At 39.3% G+C, this 22,246-nt stretch carries 21 protein-coding genes, 2 tRNA genes and 2 pseudogenes; 12 read left to right on the forward strand and 13 right to left on the reverse strand.

What is annotated here, in order from left to right:
• Positions 1–16 precede the first annotated feature (16 nt).
• Positions 17–1,249 carry a multifunctional CCA addition/repair protein gene (locus tag CDG55_RS09985; protein ID WP_087536062.1) on the forward strand — a complete coding sequence of 411 codons (1,233 nt, stop codon included), beginning with the start codon at positions 17–19 and terminating at the stop codon, positions 1,247–1,249.
• Positions 1,250–1,317: 68 nt separating this feature from the next.
• Here CDG55_RS09985 and tsf read toward each other — a convergent pair whose 3' ends face one another.
• Complete coding sequence (gene tsf / locus CDG55_RS09990; protein WP_004661274.1) at positions 1,318–2,196, reverse strand: translation elongation factor Ts; 879 nt, start codon at positions 2,194–2,196, stop codon at positions 1,318–1,320.
• A gap of 136 nt (positions 2,197–2,332) precedes the next feature.
• A complete protein-coding gene (gene rpsB, locus CDG55_RS09995) occupies positions 2,333–3,085 on the reverse strand; it encodes a 30S ribosomal protein S2 (RefSeq protein ID WP_004661273.1) in 753 nt (250 codons plus the stop codon).
• Between the two features lie 222 nt (positions 3,086–3,307).
• On the opposite strand from rpsB, the gene map reads away from it, so the two are divergent.
• The 7 genes and pseudogenes from map to CDG55_RS10030 all read left to right on the forward strand — a co-directional run bounded on the left by map (position 3,308) and on the right by CDG55_RS10030 (position 10,844).
• On the forward strand, positions 3,308–4,132 hold the full coding sequence (map, locus tag CDG55_RS10000; protein WP_004661270.1) for a type I methionyl aminopeptidase: 825 nt from the start codon (positions 3,308–3,310) through the stop codon (positions 4,130–4,132).
• Between the two features lie 194 nt (positions 4,133–4,326).
• Positions 4,327–5,472 (forward strand): OmpW/AlkL family protein, encoded by a 1,146-nt coding sequence (locus tag CDG55_RS10005; RefSeq protein WP_004963000.1) that lies wholly within the window; start codon positions 4,327–4,329, stop codon positions 5,470–5,472.
• A 129-nt stretch (positions 5,473–5,601) separates the two neighbouring features.
• Positions 5,602–6,384, forward strand: a pseudogene (locus CDG55_RS10010) (IS4 family transposase); the annotation flags it as partial.
• Between the two features lie 59 nt (positions 6,385–6,443).
• Positions 6,444–7,376 carry an IS5 family transposase gene (locus tag CDG55_RS10015; protein WP_111313923.1) on the forward strand — a complete coding sequence of 311 codons (933 nt, stop codon included), beginning with the start codon at positions 6,444–6,446 and terminating at the stop codon, positions 7,374–7,376.
• Positions 7,377–7,462: 86 nt separating this feature from the next.
• Positions 7,463–7,804: pseudogene (locus CDG55_RS10020) on the forward strand (transposase); the annotation flags it as partial.
• A gap of 387 nt (positions 7,805–8,191) precedes the next feature.
• On the forward strand, positions 8,192–9,541 hold the full coding sequence (locus tag CDG55_RS10025; RefSeq protein WP_087536443.1) for an MFS transporter: 1,350 nt from the start codon (positions 8,192–8,194) through the stop codon (positions 9,539–9,541).
• 88 nt (positions 9,542–9,629) lie between these two features.
• Complete coding sequence (locus CDG55_RS10030; protein ID WP_087536442.1) at positions 9,630–10,844, forward strand: alginate export family protein; 1,215 nt, start codon at positions 9,630–9,632, stop codon at positions 10,842–10,844.
• Between the two features lie 194 nt (positions 10,845–11,038).
• Here CDG55_RS10030 and CDG55_RS10035 read toward each other — a convergent pair whose 3' ends face one another.
• Positions 11,039–12,223, reverse strand: a complete 1,185-nt coding sequence (locus CDG55_RS10035) for a trypsin-like peptidase domain-containing protein (RefSeq protein WP_087536441.1) — start codon at positions 12,221–12,223, stop codon at positions 11,039–11,041.
• 195 nt (positions 12,224–12,418) lie between these two features.
• On the opposite strand from CDG55_RS10035, the gene CDG55_RS10040 reads away from it, so the two are divergent.
• The 4 genes from CDG55_RS10040 to CDG55_RS10055 all read left to right on the forward strand — a co-directional run bounded on the left by CDG55_RS10040 (position 12,419) and on the right by CDG55_RS10055 (position 14,255).
• Positions 12,419–13,177: a Nif3-like dinuclear metal center hexameric protein gene (locus CDG55_RS10040; protein WP_087536440.1), complete on the forward strand. Its 759-nt coding sequence runs from the start codon at positions 12,419–12,421 to the stop codon at positions 13,175–13,177.
• A gap of 144 nt (positions 13,178–13,321) precedes the next feature.
• A complete protein-coding gene (locus CDG55_RS10045; RefSeq protein WP_004670542.1) occupies positions 13,322–13,948 on the forward strand; it encodes a superoxide dismutase in 627 nt (208 codons plus the stop codon).
• A gap of 146 nt (positions 13,949–14,094) precedes the next feature.
• Positions 14,095–14,170, forward strand: a tRNA-Asn gene (locus CDG55_RS10050).
• Positions 14,171–14,179: 9 nt separating this feature from the next.
• Positions 14,180–14,255, forward strand: a tRNA-Asn gene (locus CDG55_RS10055).
• A gap of 111 nt (positions 14,256–14,366) precedes the next feature.
• Here CDG55_RS10055 and CDG55_RS10060 read toward each other — a convergent pair.
• The 10 genes from CDG55_RS10060 to CDG55_RS10105 form a co-directional block, all read right to left on the reverse strand.
• Positions 14,367–15,023, reverse strand: coding sequence for a tRNA-(ms[2]io[6]A)-hydroxylase (locus CDG55_RS10060; protein WP_087536439.1), 657 nt, complete (start codon positions 15,021–15,023; stop codon positions 14,367–14,369).
• Positions 15,024–15,027: 4 nt separating this feature from the next.
• Positions 15,028–15,756, reverse strand: a complete 729-nt coding sequence (pdxJ, locus tag CDG55_RS10065; protein ID WP_087536438.1) for a pyridoxine 5'-phosphate synthase — start codon at positions 15,754–15,756, stop codon at positions 15,028–15,030.
• A gap of 54 nt (positions 15,757–15,810) precedes the next feature.
• Positions 15,811–16,518 carry a DNA repair protein RecO gene (gene recO / locus CDG55_RS10070; RefSeq protein WP_087536437.1) on the reverse strand — a complete coding sequence of 236 codons (708 nt, stop codon included), beginning with the start codon at positions 16,516–16,518 and terminating at the stop codon, positions 15,811–15,813.
• Positions 16,519–16,527: 9 nt separating this feature from the next.
• Complete coding sequence (locus CDG55_RS10075) at positions 16,528–16,725, reverse strand: NF038104 family lipoprotein (protein WP_087536436.1); 198 nt, start codon at positions 16,723–16,725, stop codon at positions 16,528–16,530.
• 26 nt (positions 16,726–16,751) lie between these two features.
• Positions 16,752–17,777 (reverse strand): GTPase Era, encoded by a 1,026-nt coding sequence (gene era / locus CDG55_RS10080; protein WP_005161120.1) that lies wholly within the window; start codon positions 17,775–17,777, stop codon positions 16,752–16,754.
• A 4-nt stretch (positions 17,778–17,781) separates the two neighbouring features.
• Entirely contained in the window at positions 17,782–18,477 is a 696-nt protein-coding gene (gene rnc / locus CDG55_RS10085; RefSeq protein ID WP_087536435.1) for a ribonuclease III, read from the reverse strand.
• Complete coding sequence (locus CDG55_RS10090) at positions 18,446–18,823, reverse strand: DUF4845 domain-containing protein (protein ID WP_087536434.1); 378 nt, start codon at positions 18,821–18,823, stop codon at positions 18,446–18,448. Before CDG55_RS10090 ends, rnc begins: the two co-directional genes overlap by 32 nt.
• Positions 18,824–18,847: 24 nt before the next feature.
• Positions 18,848–19,711: a signal peptidase I gene (gene lepB, locus CDG55_RS10095; RefSeq protein ID WP_087536448.1), complete on the reverse strand. Its 864-nt coding sequence runs from the start codon at positions 19,709–19,711 to the stop codon at positions 18,848–18,850.
• A gap of 70 nt (positions 19,712–19,781) precedes the next feature.
• Positions 19,782–21,599: a translation elongation factor 4 gene (gene lepA, locus CDG55_RS10100; RefSeq protein ID WP_087536433.1), complete on the reverse strand. Its 1,818-nt coding sequence runs from the start codon at positions 21,597–21,599 to the stop codon at positions 19,782–19,784.
• A gap of 157 nt (positions 21,600–21,756) precedes the next feature.
• Positions 21,757–22,206: an acyl-CoA thioesterase gene (locus CDG55_RS10105; RefSeq protein WP_087536432.1), complete on the reverse strand. Its 450-nt coding sequence runs from the start codon at positions 22,204–22,206 to the stop codon at positions 21,757–21,759.
• Between the last annotated feature and the right edge of the window lie 40 nt (positions 22,207–22,246).

The raw sequence follows: 22,246 nt of genomic DNA on the forward strand, positions 1-22,246 counted from the left end.
AGAATAGAGGTTTTTTATGCAAGTTTATTTAGTAGGCGGTGCTGTTCGAGATCATTTACTCGGTCGCCCCTATCACGAAAAAGATTATGTTGTGGTTGGAGCAACACCTGAACAATTATTATCTCAAGGCTACCAACCCGTTGGAAAGGATTTTCCTGTATTTCTTCATCCAAAAACAAAAGAAGAATATGCACTAGCACGTACTGAAAGAAAATCAGGCATTGGCTATCACGGATTCCAATTTTTTACTGATACCACTGTTAAATTAGAAGAAGATTTAATTCGCCGTGACCTAACAATTAATGCAATGGCAATGGATGAAACTGGACAAGTTTATGATCCATATGGTGGTCAAAAAGATCTTGATCAGAAAATCCTACGCCATGTTTCAGATGCATTTACAGAAGATCCCTTACGTGTGCTACGTGTTGCTCGCTTCGCTGCTCGTTATGCTAGTTATGGATTTGAAATTGCAGAAGAAACTTTGCAATTAATGAAAAGGATTGCCAATTCAGGGGAACTGAATGCTTTAACACCTGAACGTGTATGGAAAGAGACTTCTCGTGCATTAATGGAAGATCATGCTGATATCTATTTTCAAACATTAAGAGATTGTGATGCGCTGAAAGTACTGTTTCCCGAGATAGATGCATTATTTGGTATTCCTCAACGCCCAGAGTACCACCCTGAAATAGATTGTGGTGTACACACCTTAATGGCACTAAAACAAGCTTGTCAGGCCAACTATGGACTAGATGTACGTTTTGCTGTCTTGGTGCATGATTTAGGAAAAGCACTTACTCCAACTGAGGAATTACCACGGCATATCATGCATGAGGAACGTGGATTAGAACCCGTTACAAACGTATGTGAACGCTTGAAAGTTCCCACACATCTGAAAAATTTAGCTTTAATTGTTTGCAAAGAACATCTGAAATGCCATCAAATCAAAAATTTGAAACCTGGTACTGTATGGCGTTTACTACAGCGCTTGGATGTTTTACGAAAACCAGAAAAAGTCATTGCTTTTGTGCAGGCTTGTGAATGCGATGCTAAAGGTCGATTAGGTTTAGAAGATCGCCCTTACCCACAAGCACAGTATATTTTGCATGCCATGGAGATTGTTCGGAATATTAGAGCACAGGATTTACCAGAACATGTTCAAGGTGCAGAAATTGGCGAAATGCTCATTCAGTATCGGATTGAGGCATTAGCAAAACTTAAAGAAACACATGACGAACAATTTTAAAAAATTAACATAAATAAAAACCCAGTCATAATGACTGGGTTTTTTAACTTTTACTGATTCAATAAAAATTATTGAGCAGCAGCAGCTTGAGCAGCAGCAACTTCGTCAGCAAAGCTCATTTCAGCTTTCTTCTCAATACCTTCACCTACTTCGAAGCGAACGAATTGAGCTACAACTGTACCCGTTGCTTTTAATACGTCAGCAACTTTCTTGTCGTTATCGATAACATACATTTGACGATCAAGTGCAACTTCGTTCAAGTATTTCTCAACTGAACCAGTTACCATTTTCTCAACGATGTTTGCAGGCTTGCCTGATTCTAATGCTTTCGCTTCAGCAATTTCTTTCTCTTTAGCGATCAAGTCAGCAGAAACAGATTCAGCATTTACTGCAACTGGGTTGAACGCAGCAACGTGCATTGCAATACCTTTACCAGTGTCAGCATCACCTGTGTAAGAAACAACAACACCGATTTTTAAACCGTGCTTATAAACAGCCAAGTTTTCGCCTTCAACGATTTGAGCACGACGAACTTGAATGTTTTCACCAATTTTTTGAACCAGTGCAACACGAGCTTCTTCTACAGTTGCGCCATCTTCAAGCTTAAGTTCAGCAATTTTTGCAGCATCAGTTTCATTTGCAGCAAGTGCAGCAGCAGCAACTTTATCAGAGAAGTTTTTGAAGTTTTCGTCTTTAGCAACGAAGTCAGTTTGACAGTTAACTTCAACAAGAATTGCTTTATTACCGTTTTGGATGATAGTGATCGCACCATCAGCAGCAATGTTACCTGCTTTTTTAGCAGCTTTTGCTTGACCTGATTTACGAAGGTTATCAATCGCAAGTTCAATGTCACCGCCTGCTTCTGTTAATGCTTTTTTGCATTCCATCATTGCAAGACCAGTACGGTCACGTAATTCTTTTACCATGCTTGCAGTAATTGCAGTCATGTTGATCTCCTAAAATCGGTAGAAAATAAATCTGTTCAACAAAAACGGCCCAAAGAAACTCTGGACCGTTTGCAATCTCGACGCTTAATTTGCCACCATTACATGTCCAAAAATGACAAGCTTGCGTCAAACCGCATTAAGCCTCAGAAGCATCTTTTGCAGCGTCATCGCCTTTAGCTTGTGCATTCGCTTGTGATTGAGCATATTCTTTACCAGCAAGAATTGCATTTGCCATAGCTGATGCATATAAAGTTACTGCACGGATCGCATCGTCATTACCAGGAATAACATAATCAACGTTATCTGGGTTAGAGTTTGTATCAACGATACCGATTACAGGAATACCTAAGTTTTTCGCTTCTTTGATTGCAATCGCTTCGTGATCAACGTCGATTACAAATAATGCGTCAGGTAAACCACCCATGTTTTTAACGCCGCCTAAAGCACGTTCAAGTTTTTCCATCTCACGAGTACGCTCTAAAGCTTCACGTTTAGTAAGCTTAGCAAAAGTACCATCTTGAGATTGAGTTTGAAGATCTTTTAAACGGTTGATAGATTGGCGAAGTGTTTTCCAGTTCGTCAACATACCACCTAACCAACGGTGATCTACATAAGGTTGACCAGCACGTTGAGCTTGTTCACGGATGATGTTAGAAGCAGCACGTTTAGTACCAACGAACAATACTTTGTTCTTTTTGCTTGCAAGATTGTTAACAAAGTTCAAAGCATCATTTAACGCAGGAACAGTGTGCTCAAGGTTGATGATGTGAATTTTGTTACGCGCGCCGAAAATATATTGACGCATTTTTGGGTTCCAAAAACGAGTTTGGTGACCAAAGTGTGCGCCTGCTTGAAGAAGGTCGCGCATGCTTACGTTGTAATCTGCCATTTTCTTTACCTTAAAGTTTGGGTTAGGCCTCCATATATCCGCATTCTCCACCTATTGCTAGGCACCCAGAGTAATGTGTCGATATATGTGCGGATTTTTGATAACTATTCATCGGTTTTTCGCACAACTTTTATAAGCAAAATTGTCACGAAAAGCATTTGATAAAATAGGCGGCTATTTATACCATAGACGTTTGCAAATTACCAAAAGTTTTTAGAGATCATGAACACGACTTATACAGCTCCTCGTCGATTAATCAAAACGCCCGAAGAAATTGAAAAGATGCGTGTTGCAGGAAAACTGGCGGCTGAAATTTTAGACATGATTAAGCCGTATATTAAAGCAGGCGTAAATACCTTAGAACTTGATACAATTTGTCGTAATCACATTGAAAATGTACAACAAGCAATTCCAGCATGTGTTGGCTATGGCGCTGCACCTGGTCGTCCAGCATTTCAACATTCGATTTGTACTTCAGTTAACCATGTCGTTTGTCATGGTATTCCCTCTGAAAGTAAAGTTTTAAAAAATGGTGATATTCTCAATATTGATGTCACTGTCATTAAAGATGGTTATCACGGCGATACCAACATGATGTATATCGTCGGTGGAGAGACTTCTATTCTTGCAAATCGTCTCTGCCAAGTTGCACAAGAAGCCATGTATCGTGGTATGGCTACGGTTAAACACGGCTCTTATCTTGGCGATATTGGACATGCAATCCAACAATATGTTGAGTCTGAACGTTTTAGTGTTGTGCGTGAATATTGTGGTCATGGTATTGGCAATGTTTTCCATGATGAACCACAAGTTTTACACTATGGTCAGAAAGGTACGGGTATGCGCTTAGAAGCAGGCATGACGTTTACGATTGAGCCAATGGTCAATGCAGGGGTTTGGCAAACAAAACTTTTAGGTGACAAATGGACTGTGGTTACTAAAGACCACAAGCTTTCAGCTCAATATGAACATACCATTTTGGTAACAGAAACAGGCATCGAAGTACTTACTGCTCGCCCTGAAGAAGATTTATCTCGTTTTATGTAATTTATTTCGTTAAAGAAAAGCTACTTCGGTAGCTTTTTTTCATATTCATAATTTCTTCATTAATTCATCTAAATCAAACAAAAGTCTTCATAAGCATAACAATTATAAATTCTATCTATACAAATTCTGCATAAAAAAACGTTATGGTGAGCGCAAGAAAAATCCTTACAAACTTTAGGACATGGAGTCCCAAGATGATGAAGAAGTCATTTGCATGCCTGATTACAACAGGTTTATGTGCCCTTCCTACACTTACTTTTGCAGATTCACCATATTTTAGCCTCAAAGATGGAGATGGGTTTAAGCGCTTCTCTATTTCAGCTGGTCCCCTATATGTAAAACCAACGGGTAAAGGACAACCTATACGTGTAAATACCTCTGTTGCAGAGGGAACCAAAACCAAAGTTGGAGATGTCAAAGGCGATTCTGTATTAGACGCGATTGATGAATCACAACCAGAAGCTACAGCTAAAAAAGCTATATTAAAAGGCGTTCTTGATCTAGAAAGACATACACTCCTTAATTTGGGTAAAGAAGGTATTGTCTCTTATAAAGGTGATGATGGAGCACAGTACCTCAGAGCGAGCACTGCAGGTACAGCAGAAATCAATGGTTTATCTTCATGGGAAAATCAAGGTACAGGTCTTGAAGCCGATGATGTTCTAACCTTAGGGATCATGACAAGTTATCATTTTACAGATAATCTGTCGTTGGAAGTTAAAGCTGGTATCCCTCCTAAAGTAGATATTCAAGGTAAAGGAAAAATTTATGCACCTTTAACAGGGATCGCTACTCCAGAAGGATTAGGTGTAGTAGTTGGTGATCTTCCATTAAAGAAAGATATTTTCATTACGGACTTAGAAGCCCATAAAAAGACATCTTCCGCACGTGCTTGGACACCTGCATTCGAACTCCAATACCGCTTTGGAAAAACCGGTATAAATAAATTTAGACCATATGTTGGTTTAGGGCTCATGTATGCTTACTTCAGTGAACTAGAAATGAACCCAGACTTGGAAAAAGATCTTGTCAATGCTGGTCATATGATTGTCAATATTAAAGACGGTAAAGCTGGCGCAGCTCTAGACCAGAAAAAAAGCTCAGGAAATCCAAAAGTTAAGTTAGATGCTTCAGATACTTTTGCTCCTGTAGCAACGGTTGGTTTTACCTATGATTTTAATGAAAAATGGTACGCTGTAGGCTCTGTATCTTATGCTCACTTAAGTACTGATGCTACTATTACTGTGAATGATTCAAAATATGGGGAATTAATTAAAGCCAAAGCAGATATCGAAATTAATCCTATTTTAGGTTATGCAGGTATCGGCTACCGTTTCTAATCTTTTCTTTTTATCAAAGCAGCTTCGGCTCACTACTGTCCCATAGTTTGCTTTAAATAAAAAAAACCTGAGTCTAAATAGTTAAAATATGAGTGCAAACAAACACTTTAACTATAAAGGACTCAGGTTTTGTCACATCAGAATACCGTATTTCATCAATTACTCAAACCCATTCTAAGACAAGATTTTGAACGTCTGGCTAAACTGCACCACTCTGGGCAAAAATTAAGATCAGCCACCCGCTGGGATCAGTTTGTTGCCATATTGATGTCCCAACTTTCTTGTCGGCAAAGCTTAAGAGACATTCAATCCAATCTCGAATCCCAGCAGGAAAAGCTCTATCATCTTGGCGCGAAGAGAATTGCGCGAAGCACCTTAGCAAGACTCAACGAAGAACAGCCCGCCAGCCTGTATCAGCAATTGTTCACACAGCTGCTTCAGCGCTGTGAAAACTCTAAAACTGCACATAAATTTAGATTCAAAAATCCGCTGTATTCACTAGATGCCAGTCATATTGATCTTTCACTGTCATTGTGCGCATGGGCAAAAGTGCATGAATCCAAAGCCAGTATTAAACTCAGTGTTGGCTTAAATCACAGCAATACCATTCCTGAATTTGTAGCGCTTGGGGATGGTATTGAAAATGATATGGTGCAAGGCAGAGCATTTAAATTTCCTGCTGGCAGCATTATCGTCTTTGATAAAGGATATGTTGATTATCAATGGTTTGCTCAGTTGACACTTCAGAACGTCAGCTTTGTAACCCGGCTACGCCCAAAGACAGTTTATCAAGTTAAATCAAGCCGCAGCGTATTAGAGACTAAAGGGATTATTGCGGATGAATGTATTGAATTGAGCAGTGCGCATGCCAAGAAAAGAGGCGCACCTGAATTATTAAGACGTATAGAGTTTTATGAGGCTTTGTTGCACAAACCTATCTGTACAGGCTTTTTCATCGATATAATTTTCAAATGAAGAAGCCTACACACAAAATCTACCGCACAAGCAATTGGCCCGCATATAACCGAGCACTCATGAGTCGCGGAAATATTACCATTTGGTTTGATCCTGCTACGCAATGGTATGCGCCATCAAAAGGCAAACAAGGGCGAAATCAAACCTACTCCGACGCAGCCATCCAATGCTGCTTAATGATTAAATCCTTATTCCGTCTGTCTTTACGTATGGTCACTGGCTTTGTGCAAAGTCTGATTAAACTTTGCGGATTAAATTGGATAGCTCCAGATTACACCACGCTTTGTAGAAGACAAAAGCATATTGATATTGTAATCAGCTACCAAAAAAGTAGCGATGGGCTGCATCTACTCATGGACTCTACAGGCATGAAGTTTCTAGGTGAGGGCGAATGGAAACGCAAGAAACATGGACCTGAATATCGTCGCCAATGGCGTAAACTTCATATTGGTATAGATGCCAAAACCCTACAAATACGAGCAGTTCAGCTCACAACCAATAATGTCAGTGATTCACAGGTGCTTGGTGATTTACTTAATCAGATTCCACAAGATGAGCGGATTGACTCTGTTTATACCGATGGAGCTTATGACACCAAGCAATGCCGTCAGGTCATTGCAGATCGGCAAGCGCATGCGGTGATTCCACCTAGAAAAAATGCGAAACCATGGAAAGATACAAAGAGTAGCTCGCTAGAGCGAAATGAATTACTTCGAACAATTAAACGTTTAGGCAGGACACTATGGAAAAAATGGTCAGGCTATCATCGGCGAAGTTTGGTTGAAACTAAGATGCATTGCATCAAATTATTAGGAGATAAACTCAGTGCAAGGAGTTTTGATAGCCAAGTGAATGAAATCCATGCACGTGTAGCAGTCCTTAACAGATTTACGGAATTAGGTCGACCACTTACCCAAGTTACGCCTTAAATTTGGCTCAATTAGGGGCGCTTTGCATTTCAAATCTTTGTGCAACAAAGCCGTTTTATGATACAGATAAGAAAAGAACATTCGAATTTCTGAGCAACAACTTTCATCTGGCAGCATCCACCATTGCTGCAATTTATAAAGATCGCTGGAAGATTGAGTTATTCTTTAAAGCCATCAAGCAGAATTTAAAACTGAAGTCATTTCTAGGTCGAAGCCGCAATGCGATACAAACGCAAATATGGATTGCATTAATTGCCTATTTGCTGGTGAACTTCGCTAAACACATGGCACAAGAAGGATGGAGTGTTCAGCGTTTACTGAGAATTATTCAGGTCAATTTATTTGAAAGGAAACTTTTAAGGTCACTCTTTGTGCCTGATAAAAAATGGCGAAAACAAGAAGAACCTCAATTGAGGTTCTTCTTGTGATATTTGTGGGACAGCAGTGGCTTCGGCTGCTTTTTTTCGATCGCTATGTTTTTAATCAAACTGTATAAAAATGATGCACCATTTAAAAACAACTCATTCAATATTGCCTTACAGTTGCTATCACATTTCCTGTTTTTAAAATTTAAGCAACTGCCCACTCGGAATCTATAACAATAGAATAATTAATTTTCGCGATTTAAATTAGAATTTTAAATTGTTCTTTTGGTTAAATATTTTTATTGGCACATCCCTTGCATACTTCATAACATACAGAATCAATGTCGATTCAAAAAAATTTGTTGACGGCCAACGATGTCCGTTCTGTTCGATGTGCTCTCGCAAATATTGCGAAGCAAAAATTAATAACGTTCAGTTCAGGAGAAGGCTATGTCTTCAAATATGAATTTAGATGCAAAAAAAGCAACTGAAATAAAATTATTTAGCTTTTCAACGCCTGCCATGCGTGCTTTTCATATGACTTGGCTCGCATTCTTTGTATGTTTCTTCGCTTGGTTTGCTTGTGCACCCTTAATGCCAGTCATCAAAGGTGAATTTAATCTAACCAAAGACCAAATCGCAAACATCAATATCGCTGCGGTTGCAATCACAATTCTGATCCGACTCATTGTTGGCCCACTCTGTGACAAGTATGGACCACGCAAAACCTACACTGCTCTTCTCATTGTTGGCAGTATCCCTGTTTTCGGTGTTGCAGCAGCAAATACTTATGAATCGTTCTTGTTTTTCCGTCTCTTGATTGGTGCTATTGGTGCAAGCTTCGTCATCACCCAGTATCACACCAGTGTCATGTTTGCCCCGAATGTTGTCGGCACAGCCAATGCGGCTTCTGCAGGTTGGGGAAATGCGGGTGGAGGTGCAACACAAGCAATCATGCCATTAATTCTCGGTGCAATTGTGATGTTTGGCGTTGAACAAGCAATGGGTTGGAGAATTGCGTTGCTTGTACCTGGCATTATGATGGTAATTGTTGGTGTACTTTATTGGAAACTTACACAAGACTGTCCACAAGGAGATTTCAAAGAATTACGCGCAAACGGTGTTGAAGTTGGTAGCGGTAAAAAAGGTGGTGTTGCTATCTTAATGCAAGCTGCTCGTAACTATCGTGTTTGGATTCTATTTGTTTCTTACGCAGCATGTTTCGGTATCGAAATCTTCATTCATAACATTGCGGCAATGTACTATGTTGACCACTTCAACATGGGTTTAAAAGAAGCAGGTTTAACTGCGGGTATCTTTGGTCTACTTGCCTTATTCGCTCGTGCTTTAGGTGGAATTGTTTCAGATAAAGTTGCGATTTCAAAAGGTTTAGATGGTCGTACAAAAGTATTATTTATTCTTATCTTATGTGAAGGCTTGTTCCTCATTCTCTTCTCACAAATGAATACTGTAGCTCTTGCTATTATTAGTATGACTGTCTTCGCGCTATTCACGCATATGTCTTGTGGAGCAACTTATGCTTTAGTTCCTTTCATTGACCGTAATGCACTTGGTGGTGTGGCGGGCATTATTGGGGCTGGTGGTAATGTTGGTGCGGTTGCAGCAGGCTTCCTACTTAAAGGCTTACTAGATGTTCAAACTTGCCTCATGATTTTAGGTGGTCTTGTAACTGTGGCCGCTTTCGGTGTCATTCTCATCCGCTTCTCTGTAGAACATAAAACGAAAGAACAACAACTGTTTGACCAAGCTATGCTTGAACGCAACTCTATCACCTCTTAATCACCATTCACTTAGTGCGGGGAAACTTACCTTTCCCCTGCACAATCAAAATTAAATCCAGAAATTATAATCTCTCAGGGGTCTCAATATGAAATTGAATCTTCTTAGCTTTGCTATGCTCAGTGTTTTAACAACTACGACATTTGCCGCAGATAACTTTTTAAGTCAAACTCAATTTTCTCTCGATAGTCGCTTACGTTACGAATTAGTTGACCAAGATAACCAACTAAAAAATGCTGATGCTTGGACTTTGAGACTACGCCCTTCACTGGAAACTGGCACATGGCATGGCTTAAGCGCATTTGTGCAAGGAGAAGGAACTGTCGAAATTAATGATCATTTCAATAGCACACGTAATGCTGAAACAAACTACAGTACAGTCCCTGATCCTCAAAACCTACAATTGAATCAAGCTTATTTAAAATATGCTTATAGTCCAAAGTTTGATTTAAGTATTGGTCGTCAAGCTATTAATTTAGATAATCAGCGCTTTGTAGGCTCCGTAGCTTGGCGTCAAAATGATCAAACCTTTGATGCGATTAGCTTAAATATTAAACCTTGCAAAGAGTTTGGTTTGTATTATGGCTATATTAATCAAGTCAATACTATTTTTGGTAGTGAAGATGTAAAACCTAAATTTGTAGCAGCCCAAGATGGTAAACAAAACAGTCAAATTCACTTAATTCAAGCTAAAATGAATTACAACCCATTGTTGAACGCAACACTATATGGGTATTTGATGGATTTCGAGGATTTAAGTGCTTGGTCAAATCAAACCTATGGCTTACGCTTAACAGGTAAGAAAAACAATTTTAGATACGTTGCTGAATATGCCAAACAAAGTGAATATGCTGAGCAACCTATAAATTATGATGCTGATTATTATGGATTAGAATTAGGTTATAGCATCACGGATAAAGGCTCAGCACTGGGTGAAATCACACTTGGCTATGAAGTGCTTGGTAGTGATGATGGAAAAATTGCATTTCAAACCCCATTAGCGACTAAACATAAGTTTAACGGATGGGCTGACTTATTCTTGACAACGCCCGTGAATGGTTTAACTGACTTGTACATTTCATCAAGTTTTAATGTATTTGATAAAGGTAAATTAGGCACTGAACTACATCAATATCGTAGCGATGAAAAAAATATGGATTATGGTCAAGAATTCTCTATTTCTTATTCTCATGCTTTGCCTATTAAAGGTTTGTCTGCCCTAGCAAAATTCTCAGATTATCAAGCGGAAGAGTTTTCTGTAGATACTCAAAAGTTATGGTTGCAAATGGATTATAAATACTGATATTGAGTCGTTGTAATCTAATTATAAAAAACTGTCATCAAATCATCAAATTTCGATGGTGTAATAAAAAATAAAAAACTCCAAAATTTGCAAAAAGCTTGCTGATCGACCTTTATCAGCAAGCTTTTTTCTTTTCATAAATAAAAAGGCTACCTCAGTAGCCTTTCATATTCAAATTAAATCATAAGATCATATTAGTCTTGAGGCTTAGGCAATGGGATATATTGCGACTGCGCGTTTTGTTGGGTTTTTCTCTCTCCAACTTTAACTTGCATGCTCTGTTGCTTACCATCGCGTTCAACCACCACATCAATCACACTTTGTGGTGCTTGCAATGCAACATAGTTGATTAAATGTGAAGCTGAAGTAATTTGCTCATTATTGACTTGAATAATTTTATCACCACGCTTCACTCCCGCAGCATCGGCTGGACCATCACGCAAGACATCAGCAACAACGACTCCAACAGGTTTCGCAGCCAATACGTCCTCATTCATGGTATTAGGAATTAAGCTAATACCTAACCAACCACGAACAACACGACCATCTTTCAAAATTGAATTTAATACTTGCTGACAAATTTTCGCTGGAATTGCAAAACCAATCCCTAACGAACCGCCTGATTGAGAGAAAATCGCAGTATTTACGCCGATTAAATTCCCCGCAACGTCAATTAATGCACCACCTGAATTACCTGGATTGATCGCCGCATCAGTTTGAATAAAGTCTTCATAGGTATTGATACCTAAATCTGAACGACCTGTCGCCGAAATAATCCCTTGCGTAACTGTTTGTCCCACGCCAAATGGATTACCGATTGCAAGTACAACATCGCCAACTTCATTGCCACTGAGTTTAAACGGTAGGACAGGAAGCTTGTCTAACTCAATTTTAATCACAGCTAAATCAGTATCAGGATCTGTACCAATGACTTTCGCTTCAGCACGACGACCATCATGCAATGCCACCACAATATGCTCTGCCTGAGCAATCACATGATTATTCGTTAGAATATAACCATCTGCACGAACGATAACACCTGAACCTAAACTATTTTCATTTTGAGGCTGTTGAGGGGCTTGATTACCAAAAAACTCACGAAATACAGGATCATTCAATAAAGGATGATTCATCTGTTTCACTTTCTGAGTGGTAAAGATATTCACCACAGCAGGCGAAGCAACTTTTACGGCAGCACTATACGAAACAACACCACCTGTTCGAGTTGTATCAATCAGAGGTTCAACCTTTTCAGCAGGCATTTTGACGCCATCAGCAGCGACTGTTGGTTTCGGCTGATGTGATTTCTGCCAAGCCAGAAAACTAAATATAACAACAACGAGTAAAACCCAAGGTAACCATATAAATGCACGGCGCACGTTTATTATCCTCTAGGCAAAATTATGTTATGGACAAGTTTATTTATTGAAGAAGAACAACAACTTTCAGATATTGTAAAGTAAATTGATTTAAAGCAATGTAAAAGTTAAAAAAGTTTTGTCTAGCTTTAGTTACATTTAAAAATATGCTTTTATTAAGCTGAATCTATAAATGTCATTCAGTTGAGGAATCGCATGGCAAATTTGCATGATATTGTGCAATGGTGTAATCAAACTTTAAAAGTTAGTGAGTTTAAAGATTACGCACCCAATGGCTTACAAATTGAAGGCACGCCTGATGTAAATAAAATAGTCTGTGCTGTTACAGCCTCAGAAGATGCAATTAATGCAGCTATTGCGCAGCAAGCAGATGCCTTACTTGTCCATCATGGTTACTTTTGGAAAGGTGAAGCCTACCCTATTACAGGTATGCGTGGTAATCGAATCAAAAAATTAATTCAGAACAACATCTCTTTGATCGCCTACCATTTGCCTTTAGACTCACATCCCACACTTGGCAATAATGCCGCAATTGCAGATTTAATCGGTTTACAAAAACTAGAAGCTTTAGATCCATTCGAAAAGCATCCGATTGGAAATATAGGCTATTTGGAAAGTCCATTAAGCCCAGAGCAATTTAAAACAAATTTACAGGCTATTTTTGATTTTAATGTGATTCATTTGCCGAGCGAGAAAACTCAAATCCAAAAAGTAGGATTTTGCACAGGCGGCGCTCAAGATTTTATTAATAAAGCAGCAGAAAAAGATTGTGATGCTTATATTTCTGGCGAAGTCAGTGAGCGTACTTTTTATGAAGCTAAAGAATTAGGGGTTCATTATTTTGCCTGTGGTCATCATGCAACTGAACGATATGGCGTACAATGTCTTGCTCAAGCAATTACAAATCAGTTTGCTGTAGAAACGATCTATTTTGAACTAAATAATCCAATTTAATAGAATTGACGAATCCGATTTTATTTATCGTTTTTAATTGAACCTTTATTGTATATCGTTCTTTAAAAGACTGCCCTATTATGTTTGGAATCATTTACAATAGAGCCACTTAACTTAAAACCCAGCAATTGCAAGGATTGGAACATGACAACCATTACTTTACCTGCACTTCCATATGGCTATGATGACTTAGCTCCGCACATTACTCGCGAAACTTTAGAATACCATCACGATAAACATCACAATACTTATGTTGTTAACTTAAACAACCTAATCAAAGGCACTGACCTTGAAGGTAAAACTTTAGAAGAAATCATCAAAGCATCTGCTGGTGACGCTTCTAAAGCAGGTATCTTTAACAATGCTGCACAAGTATGGAACCACACATTCTACTGGAACAGCATGAAACCAAACGGTGGTGGTAAACCAACTGGCGCAATCGCAGCTAAAATCGAAGAAGCTTTTGGTAGCTATGAAAAATTTGCAGAAGAATTCACTGCTGCTGCAACGACTCAATTCGGTTCAGGTTGGGCTTGGTTAGTTGCTGACGAAGTAAATGGTAAATTATCAATTACTAAAACTGCAAATGCAGATACTCCACTTGCTCACGGTCAAATCGCAGTATTAACAATCGACGTTTGGGAACATGCTTACTACATCGACTTCCGTAACTTACGTCCAAAATACATCGCAACTTTCCTAGAAAGCCTAGTGAACTGGGACTATGCAAATGCAAAACTTGCTGGTCAACCAGCAGGTGTTGAGAAATAATTTTTATTTCTTGAATAAAAACTGCCCACTTCGGGCAGTTTTTTTATAATTAAAAATTAAAAAGCATATTTATCAAGCAAACGATTCATTTTATTTATTATTCTTATTGACGCATCTGAAATTCATCCCTAAAATGCGCGTCAGATTCTCCAATAGCTCAGTCGGTAGAGCGACGGACTGTTAATCCGCAGGTCCCTGGTTCGAGCCCAGGTTGGAGAGCCAATCCACTATTCTTCCATAGCTCAGTCGGTAGAGCGACGGACTGTTAATCCGCAGGTCCCTGGTTCGAGCCCAGGTGGAAGAGCCAAGATTCTAAAAGCCCTGATCAATAATCAGGGCTTTTTTATTACTTAATAACAAAAAATGACTAATAAAAAAGCTCCTGATCAACAGAAGCATTTTTGTCTTTTAACTCAACTTAGGCAGCAACCCGCCTTGGCACACCGCTATGGAAACGGAACGTATCATCTGGCGTTAAAATTAGATTCTTTTCCACTTCACGGATATATTCAATCCGCTGCTGAATATTTTCTTCTGGATCTTTAAGTTTGGCAGTTTTTGCAACATCTAAAGCTAAAGCCAAATAGTCCTCAAAATGACGAGATTCCGATTTAAGCAAGTAACGATAGTAACGTCCAAGTTCATCGTCTACAACAGGTGCCAGCGCATAGAAGCGCTCACACGAGCGTGCTTCGACAAATGCGCCAATAATCATCACATCAATCAATGCTTCAGGTTCATAAGTACGGATTTCTTTACGTAATCCACCTGCATAGCGCCCTGCACTCAAACCCTTCCACTCTTGGCCACGTTTGTTCATGAATTCCAAAACCTGCTCATAATGCAGCATTTCTTCACGCACCAATTGCGCCAATTTCACTTGTAAGTCGGTAAAAAAGCTATAGCGAAACATCAGGTTCATCGCTGTACTTGCCGCTTTTTTCTCACAGTTGGCATGGTCTTGCATTAAGATGTCAAGGTTATTCACCGCTTCATCTAGCCACGCCTGAGGAGTGGTACACCCTAAAAATGCAATGACAGGTTGCATCAACTCATCATAATTTACACTACTCATCAACTTATCTCGCAGCAGCCTGAATCGCTGCTTTCATATCTGTTACTGCTTGAGCCAAACCAACAAATACACTATCGGCAATAATCGAATGACCAATGTTGAGTTCATGAATTTGTGGAATTGCTGCAATCGCTGCCACATTATCCAAATTCAAACCATGTCCAGCATTCACAACCAAACCTTTAGCTGCTGCATATTCAGCACCTTTGATAATACGAGATAATTCAGCTTGTTGCTGCTCATCTGTCTCGGCATCAGCATAAGCACCCGTATGGATTTCAATGGTTGGTGCACCACATGCGACGGCTGCGTCAATTTGTGCAAAATCTGCATCGATAAACAAAGACACATCACTGCCAATCGCTTTCAGTGCTTCAGTTGCCGCCTTCACTTTTTCAAAATGCCCAATCACGTCCAATCCACCTTCGGTGGTCACTTCCTGACGGCGTTCAGGCACGAAACACACATGCTGGGGTTGAATCTCTTTGGCAAACGCAACCATTTCATCAGTTACCGCCAATTCCAAATTCATGCGGGTTTTTAATAATGGACGCATACGACGTACATCATCATCTTGTATATGACGGCGATCTTCACGCAAATGTAAAGTAATCCCCTCAGCACCAGCCTGTTCACACAACAAAGCAGCCTGAACTGGATCAGGGTAAGTTGTACCACGTGCTTGTCTTAATGTCGCAACATGATCAATGTTTACACCTAAGATTGCAGCCATAAAAATATCCTATCGGTTTAGCCCTGAATCATTATTTTCAATACATCAGGAATATCAAGTTTGTGTACTTTGAATCCAAAGTTGACGGCTTTTCAGCGGTCGATCACCCAACAAGGCGCTAATCATTTGACGGTATAGTTTACCCAATAATTGCAATTGTTCGTGAGAAAAATCCTGCCCATCTTCATAACTTTGCATAGATGTAATCAATCTACCATCAAGTGTTGAACGCGAAGCTTGCGAAACTGGTAAAAAACCATCATTGAGCTGAAATTGATAATGCTGGTTGACCTGAATGTCTTGTTGACTCGCATCTGTTGAGAAATCAATGGCGTAACCAAGTTCCACCAATAGTACATGCTCAAATTGACGCAAAATCTGCCTAAGAAATACAGCAGCTTGTTCGTGTGTCGCCAATTGCTGTAACAGCACTAAAATTAACTGATATTGTTCAAATGTTTGCGGCATCATCTCTTCTAAGGGACATAGTCGCAATAGAATTTCATTTAAATAAAAACCAGCAAAAAATGCATCACCATGAAAGAATACAGGTTGATTCAGAATTTCCAGTTTTGTGAAGTTTTTTAGTTCAGATTTGCCTGTGGCATGCAGACGAATAGGCTGATATTGCGGCGGTGGGGTCTGTCTTAGAATCCCATCCACCCGACCATATTCTTGTGTAAATAAATGCACAATATGGCTTTTTTCACGATATTTACGATGATGAATCAAATAACCATGTAGGACTTCATTGCGCATCATAGTACGAGACTAGTCCTTCTTTTTCTCATCCTTTTCTTCATCATCGCCATCGGGAATCACTGCGCCAACAACCGCAGCAGTTCCTTTAACAACACCTTTAGTGGTCTTATAAGCAACTTTAACAGGTACAGTCACAAGCTTGTGAATACAGCCTTGCAACATGAAGATGCATGTTACGATTGCGAGTACACGGATTGTTATTTTCATACCTGTTTCAATTGTCTTAAATGCGATTAAATATCGCTATAACCCAAGCTTTTGAGTGCACGCTCATCATCAGACCAACCACCTTTGACTTTCACCCAAAGCGTTAGCATAATTTTTTGCTCAAACATTTTTTCCATATCTGTACGTGCATCCATGCCGATGCTTTTCAGCTTCGCACCTTTATCACCAATCACAATTGCTTTTTGCCCTTGGCGTTCTACAAAAATGGTTGCATCAATATACGTACATGGCGGCTTTAAACGACCTGTTTTTTCATTTACGGCTGCTTCTTCAGTTTTAAATGATTCAATTTGAACCGTTAAATCATACGGCAGCTCTTCACCTAACTGACGCATAATTTTCTCACGAATGATCTCACTTGCAAGGAAACGCTCAGAACGATCGGTAATCTGATCTAATGAATACAATGGTGGTTGATATGGCAAATATTTTTCAATGGTGTCACGCAAATGATCTAGATTTGCACCACGCAATGCTGAAACCGGAACAATTTCAGCAAAATTCATGAGCTTGGCACGCTCTCGAATTAGCGGTAAAGCCTCATTTTTATTTTCAAATGTATCAAGTTTATTGATCACGAGGATCACAGGCATATCTGCATTTTTAAGTTTTTCCAAAACCAATTCATCGTTTTGCGTCCACTTTTGTGCATCAACCACAAATAAAACCAGATTCACATCACGCAAAGCAGAGTGTGCCGCACGATTCATCATTTTATTGATGGCACGTACTTCTTTTTTATGCATCCCAGGGGTATCTACAAATACAGCCTGTGATTTCTCACGTGAATCAATCCCTACGATCTTATGGCGTGTAGTTTGTGGCTTACGCGAAGTAATCGATAGTTTTTGACCCAAGATATGGTTCATCAAAGTTGACTTACCCACGTTTGGACGTCCAACGATTGCAACAAAACCGCTTTTGAAATCTGAAGGAATGGTCGTTCCTTGAGAACTAAAAAATTGATCAACTAGATTATTGCCATCTTGCTGTTCAGTTGCTTCTGGCTTATTTTCTTCTGAATGAGACATCAGGTTATTGCTCCAATAATTTTAAAATCTCTGCCGCTGCCGTTTGTTCGGCAAAACGACGACTTGAGCCCTCGCCTATAATTTTTGGCAATCCCGCCACATCACATTCCACTTTGAAATGTTGATTCGGGGCATCACCCTGAATATCTACAACCTCGTAAACTGGGAGAGGTTTTTTACGTGCTTGTAAATACTCTTGCAAACGTGATTTAGGGTCTTTCAGCTGATCTGTCGGTTCGATATGATCAAGATATGGTTCATACCATTTTAACACAATGCGTTCGAGCAAGTTGAGATCATTACTGTCTAGATAAATAGCACCAATAATGGCTTCAACCGTATCAGCCAGAATTGACTCTCGGTGGTGTCCACCTGATTTTAACTCACCTGTGCTTAAAATTAATGACCGACTGAGTTGCAAATCACTTGCGATTTTCCCTAATGCTTCCTGTCGAACCAAAGTCGCACGCATTCGCGTTAAACGACCTTCATTTTCCGACGGATAGGTATTGTACAAATAATTTGCAACGATCATTCCTAATAATGCATCGCCTAGAAATTCTAGGCGTTCATAATTATGTTTATGGCTGACCGAACGATGGGTCAAAGCCAGTTTTAACAATTCAAACTGTTTAAACTGGTAACCTATTCGACCTTGCAGCCGTGTATCATTGAGTTTGGTTTGCAGATTTTTGGTCAAAAGTCTTCTCAAAATTCATCACTAAACTAATATTCAATACGAAAGGCTTACGCACTTCATACTTTTTCATTACAACTAAATCATCTTTATAAGTAACTTCAGCAATATCCTTGAAATGTATATCACGAATATTATTCATCTCTAAACGTTGATCCATCTGAGTATAAAATTTACTTGGTGTAATATTTTTAGGACTATCTTTTAATAATCCTTCAATTTGAGTATCAATAATTTTGTCATCCCAATAGGCGGGCCATATTGCAACTGCCGCCTTTACAAATATCGCAAAGAAAATAATTCCGAATAATATCGCGATATAGGATGCCCCTTGTTGAGATTTACGCATCTGCATACTTCCTATGTATTTTTATTAGTTAATCTTACCATTGCGATTGAAACTTGGCAGGTTAAAACCAGGTTCTTTATGCATCCAAATATAAAAAGCGCGACCAGTTAAATTCGCTTCAGGGACAAATCCCCAAAAACGACTGTCTGCACTTTGATCTCTATTATCACCCATTGCAAAATACTGTCCTTTCGGCACAGTTACTTCCCAATCCTGCCCATTACTTTGAATAAAAACATTATTTTCTTTGGCAACAAATGGAACGAGTGCGTCAGCTCCACGTAACTTTGCAAATTGAAATTGTTCTGCTAAAGGATTACGACCATCTAAATAACGAATTAAATGCTGGTGTTCACCTAATGTTTCTTTAAAGTAATAAACTGTAGGAGTTTCTAATTGATCTTTATCACGTTTAAATTCAGTTGCGACTTTAGCAATTTGCTTTCCGTTAATAATTAATTGTCCAGCTTTAAACTGAATATGGTCGCCTGGCAAACCCACCACACGCTTAATATAGCTAATGGTTGGTTGTGGTGGATAACGAAATACGATGACTTCACCACGTTTTGGCTCACCTACATCAATTACTTTTGCATTTACAATCGGTAAACGCACACCATAATCAAATTTATTTACTAAAATAAAATCACCTGTTTCTAAGGTGGGCACCATAGAATCAGATGGGATATTAAATGGTTCATATAAGAAAGAACGAAGGATTAAGACTACTGCTAACACGGGCCAAAAATCATATGCCCACGTTATAACAAAATTTTCCTGATCACGCCCTTTATTTGCACGTTGTTTTAGTACAAATTTATCGAGTAGCCACACTAGAAAAAAAATTAGTGTAACTGGTACCAGAATCAAATTAAAATCAAAATCCACACGCCCTCTCTCACAGCACAGCTGCTCGTCTTGTAGCGAGGTTCGAAAAACCACCTCGCTCATCTTTTCTTTATCTATCCACTTTCAATACGGCTAAGAACGCTTCTTGAGGAATTTCAACACTTCCTACTTGTTTCATACGTTTCTTACCTTCCTTTTGTTTCGCAAGAAGTTTCTTCTTACGTGAAACGTCACCACCATAACATTTTGCCAATACATTCTTACGCATGGCTTTTACGGTAGAGCGTGCAATGATTTGTGCACCAATTGCTGCTTGAATTGCAACATCATACATTTGGCGTGGAATCAAATCTTTCATCTTCTCAACCAAAGCAATACCGCGATGACGCGCATCTTGACGGTGGCAAATCATTGCCAGAGCATCCACCTTTTCGCTATTAATTAACACGTCAACCTTAACTAAAGCTGAACTCTCAAAACGCACGAAGTTGTAATCTAAAGATGCAAAACCACGTGAACAAGATTTCAACTTATCAAAGAAATCCATGACCACTTCTGCCATAGGAATTTCAAAAGTGATTGAAACTTGATTACCTAAGAATTTCATATCTTTTTGAACACCGCGACGTTCAATACACAAGGTCATGACATTACCTAAATATTCTTGTGGGACAAGAATATGACACTCTGCAATCGGCTCACGCAAATCTTCAACTGTTGAACCATCAGGCATTTTTGATGGGCTGTCGATATAAATAATATCGCCTTTTTTAGTCAATGCTTCATAAATTACTGTCGGCGCAGAACTGATTAGATCAAGATCGTATTCACGCTCTAAACGCTCTTGTACAATTTCCATATGAAGCATGCCTAGGAAGCCACAACGGAAACCAAAGCCTAAAGCATCTGAACTTTCTGGTTCAAAGAACAGCGCTGAGTCATTAATTTGTAATTTTTGTAGCGCTTCACGGAATGGTTCAAAGTCACTAGCATCAATTGGGAAAAGACCCGCATAGACCTGCGGTTTAACCTTTTTAAAACCTGGTAAAATAGCAACATCTGGTGTGTTCGACAAAGTAATTGTATCGCCCACAGGCGCACCAAAAATATCTTTAATACCAGCGATCACGAAGCCAACTTCACCCGCTTCGAGAATATCTGTTTCAGTATGTTTAGGATTGAATACGCCAACAGATGTAACTGGATGAGTTTGCCCCGTTGATTTCACCAACATTTTGTCGCCCTTGCGGATACGACCTTGTTTGATTCGAACGAGAGAAACAACTCCTAAATAGTTATCAAACCATGAGTCGATAATTAATGCTTGTAAAGGTGCATCGCGATCACCTTCTGGTGCTGGAATCACATCAACTAGGCGCTCTAAAACACCTTCAACCCCCAAACCCGTTTTTGCTGAACAGGTTGGCGCATCTGTCGCTTCAATCCCGATAATTTCTTCAATTTCGTGAATGACACGCTCAGGTTCAGCTTGAGGTAAATCAATCTTATTTAAGATGGGTAAAACTTCTAACCCTTGCTCAATTGCCGTATAGCAGTTTGCTACTGACTGTGCCTCAACACCTTGCGCAGCATCGACGACTAAAAGCGCACCTTCACATGCGGCCAAAGAGCGTGACACTTCATAAGAAAAGTCGACGTGCCCTGGTGTATCAATAAAGTTTAATTGATACTCTTGACCATTTGGATGGGTGTAATACAAGGTTACCGATGCAGCCTTAATGGTAATCCCACGCTCACGCTCAAGCTCCATAGAGTCTAATACTTGAGCTTGCATCTCGCGATCTTGTAAACCACCACACATTTGAATGAATCGATCTGCCAAGGTTGATTTACCATGGTCAATGTGAGCAATAATCGAGAAATTACGTATATTTTTGATATCTACGGATTTTTTAGCTTGCGCCATGGGTTACCTTAACAAAATAGAATGCTCGAAACTTATAACAAGTCATGAGCCAAAGCGGTTTAACAAAATTGTTGGGGATTATAGCAGAACAGCATTTCAAAGTATTCAAAATAATTATCCCATCAAAGCCTCTAGATGGTCATTTCAGTCCTTCGATTTACTCATATAAAGTTGAAAAATCCATCGGATTTAAATCCAACCCAATCGGTTGGTAGGCATGAGTAAAACTCGGTGACATACGCTTTGGACGACCTGTTGTAATTTCAATACACGCCCATTTGGTATTCCCTACGAATAAAACACTTTGATCCTTTGGACGGTAAAATGCGTACTGACGAAAGGAATAGAGCGCATTAATATCATCTAACCATGTCCGTAAGATGATTTCTTCACCTTCAAGTGCTGCTTTCCGATATTGAACATGATGCTCTACCGCCACCATTGCATGTTTGAGTTCTAAATATTGAGCTAGACCTAAACCTAATTTTTCAATATGCGCTGCTGCGACATCTTGCATCCACTGAATATACATGACGTTATTGACATGACCTAAAACATCAATATGTTCAGGCTGTACAGTTATTCTCAAATCAAAAATAGTACTCATAAACCTACTTATTTCGTCAATCCAAGCTCAGGCGCATACA

The sequence above is a fragment of the Acinetobacter sp. WCHA45 genome (assembly GCF_002165255.2).
In the GTDB taxonomy this organism is placed as follows: domain Bacteria; phylum Pseudomonadota; class Gammaproteobacteria; order Pseudomonadales; family Moraxellaceae; genus Acinetobacter.

Coding starts and splice junctions, on each gene's coding strand:
- CDG55_RS09985 (WP_087536062.1), top strand. CDS start 17: ATGCAAGTTTATTTAGTAGGCGGTGCTGTTCGAGATCATTTACTCGGT.
- tsf (WP_004661274.1), bottom strand. CDS start 2,196: ATGACTGCAATTACTGCAAGCATGGTAAAAGAATTACGTGACCGTACT.
- rpsB (WP_004661273.1), bottom strand. CDS start 3,085: ATGGCAGATTACAACGTAAGCATGCGCGACCTTCTTCAAGCAGGCGCA.
- map (WP_004661270.1), top strand. CDS start 3,308: ATGAACACGACTTATACAGCTCCTCGTCGATTAATCAAAACGCCCGAA.
- CDG55_RS10005 (WP_004963000.1), top strand. CDS start 4,327: ATGATGAAGAAGTCATTTGCATGCCTGATTACAACAGGTTTATGTGCC.
- CDG55_RS10015 (WP_111313923.1), top strand. CDS start 6,444: ATGAAGAAGCCTACACACAAAATCTACCGCACAAGCAATTGGCCCGCA.
- CDG55_RS10025 (WP_087536443.1), top strand. CDS start 8,192: ATGTCTTCAAATATGAATTTAGATGCAAAAAAAGCAACTGAAATAAAA.
- CDG55_RS10030 (WP_087536442.1), top strand. CDS start 9,630: ATGAAATTGAATCTTCTTAGCTTTGCTATGCTCAGTGTTTTAACAACT.
- CDG55_RS10040 (WP_087536440.1), top strand. CDS start 12,419: ATGGCAAATTTGCATGATATTGTGCAATGGTGTAATCAAACTTTAAAA.
- CDG55_RS10045 (WP_004670542.1), top strand. CDS start 13,322: ATGACAACCATTACTTTACCTGCACTTCCATATGGCTATGATGACTTA.
- CDG55_RS10060 (WP_087536439.1), bottom strand. CDS start 15,023: ATGAGTAGTGTAAATTATGATGAGTTGATGCAACCTGTCATTGCATTT.
- pdxJ (WP_087536438.1), bottom strand. CDS start 15,756: ATGGCTGCAATCTTAGGTGTAAACATTGATCATGTTGCGACATTAAGA.
- recO (WP_087536437.1), bottom strand. CDS start 16,518: ATGATGCGCAATGAAGTCCTACATGGTTATTTGATTCATCATCGTAAA.
- CDG55_RS10075 (WP_087536436.1), bottom strand. CDS start 16,725: ATGAAAATAACAATCCGTGTACTCGCAATCGTAACATGCATCTTCATG.
- era (WP_005161120.1), bottom strand. CDS start 17,777: ATGTCTCATTCAGAAGAAAATAAGCCAGAAGCAACTGAACAGCAAGAT.
- CDG55_RS10090 (WP_087536434.1), bottom strand. CDS start 18,823: ATGCGTAAATCTCAACAAGGGGCATCCTATATCGCGATATTATTCGGA.
- lepA (WP_087536433.1), bottom strand. CDS start 21,599: ATGGCGCAAGCTAAAAAATCCGTAGATATCAAAAATATACGTAATTTC.
- CDG55_RS10105 (WP_087536432.1), bottom strand. CDS start 22,206: ATGAGTACTATTTTTGATTTGAGAATAACTGTACAGCCTGAACATATT.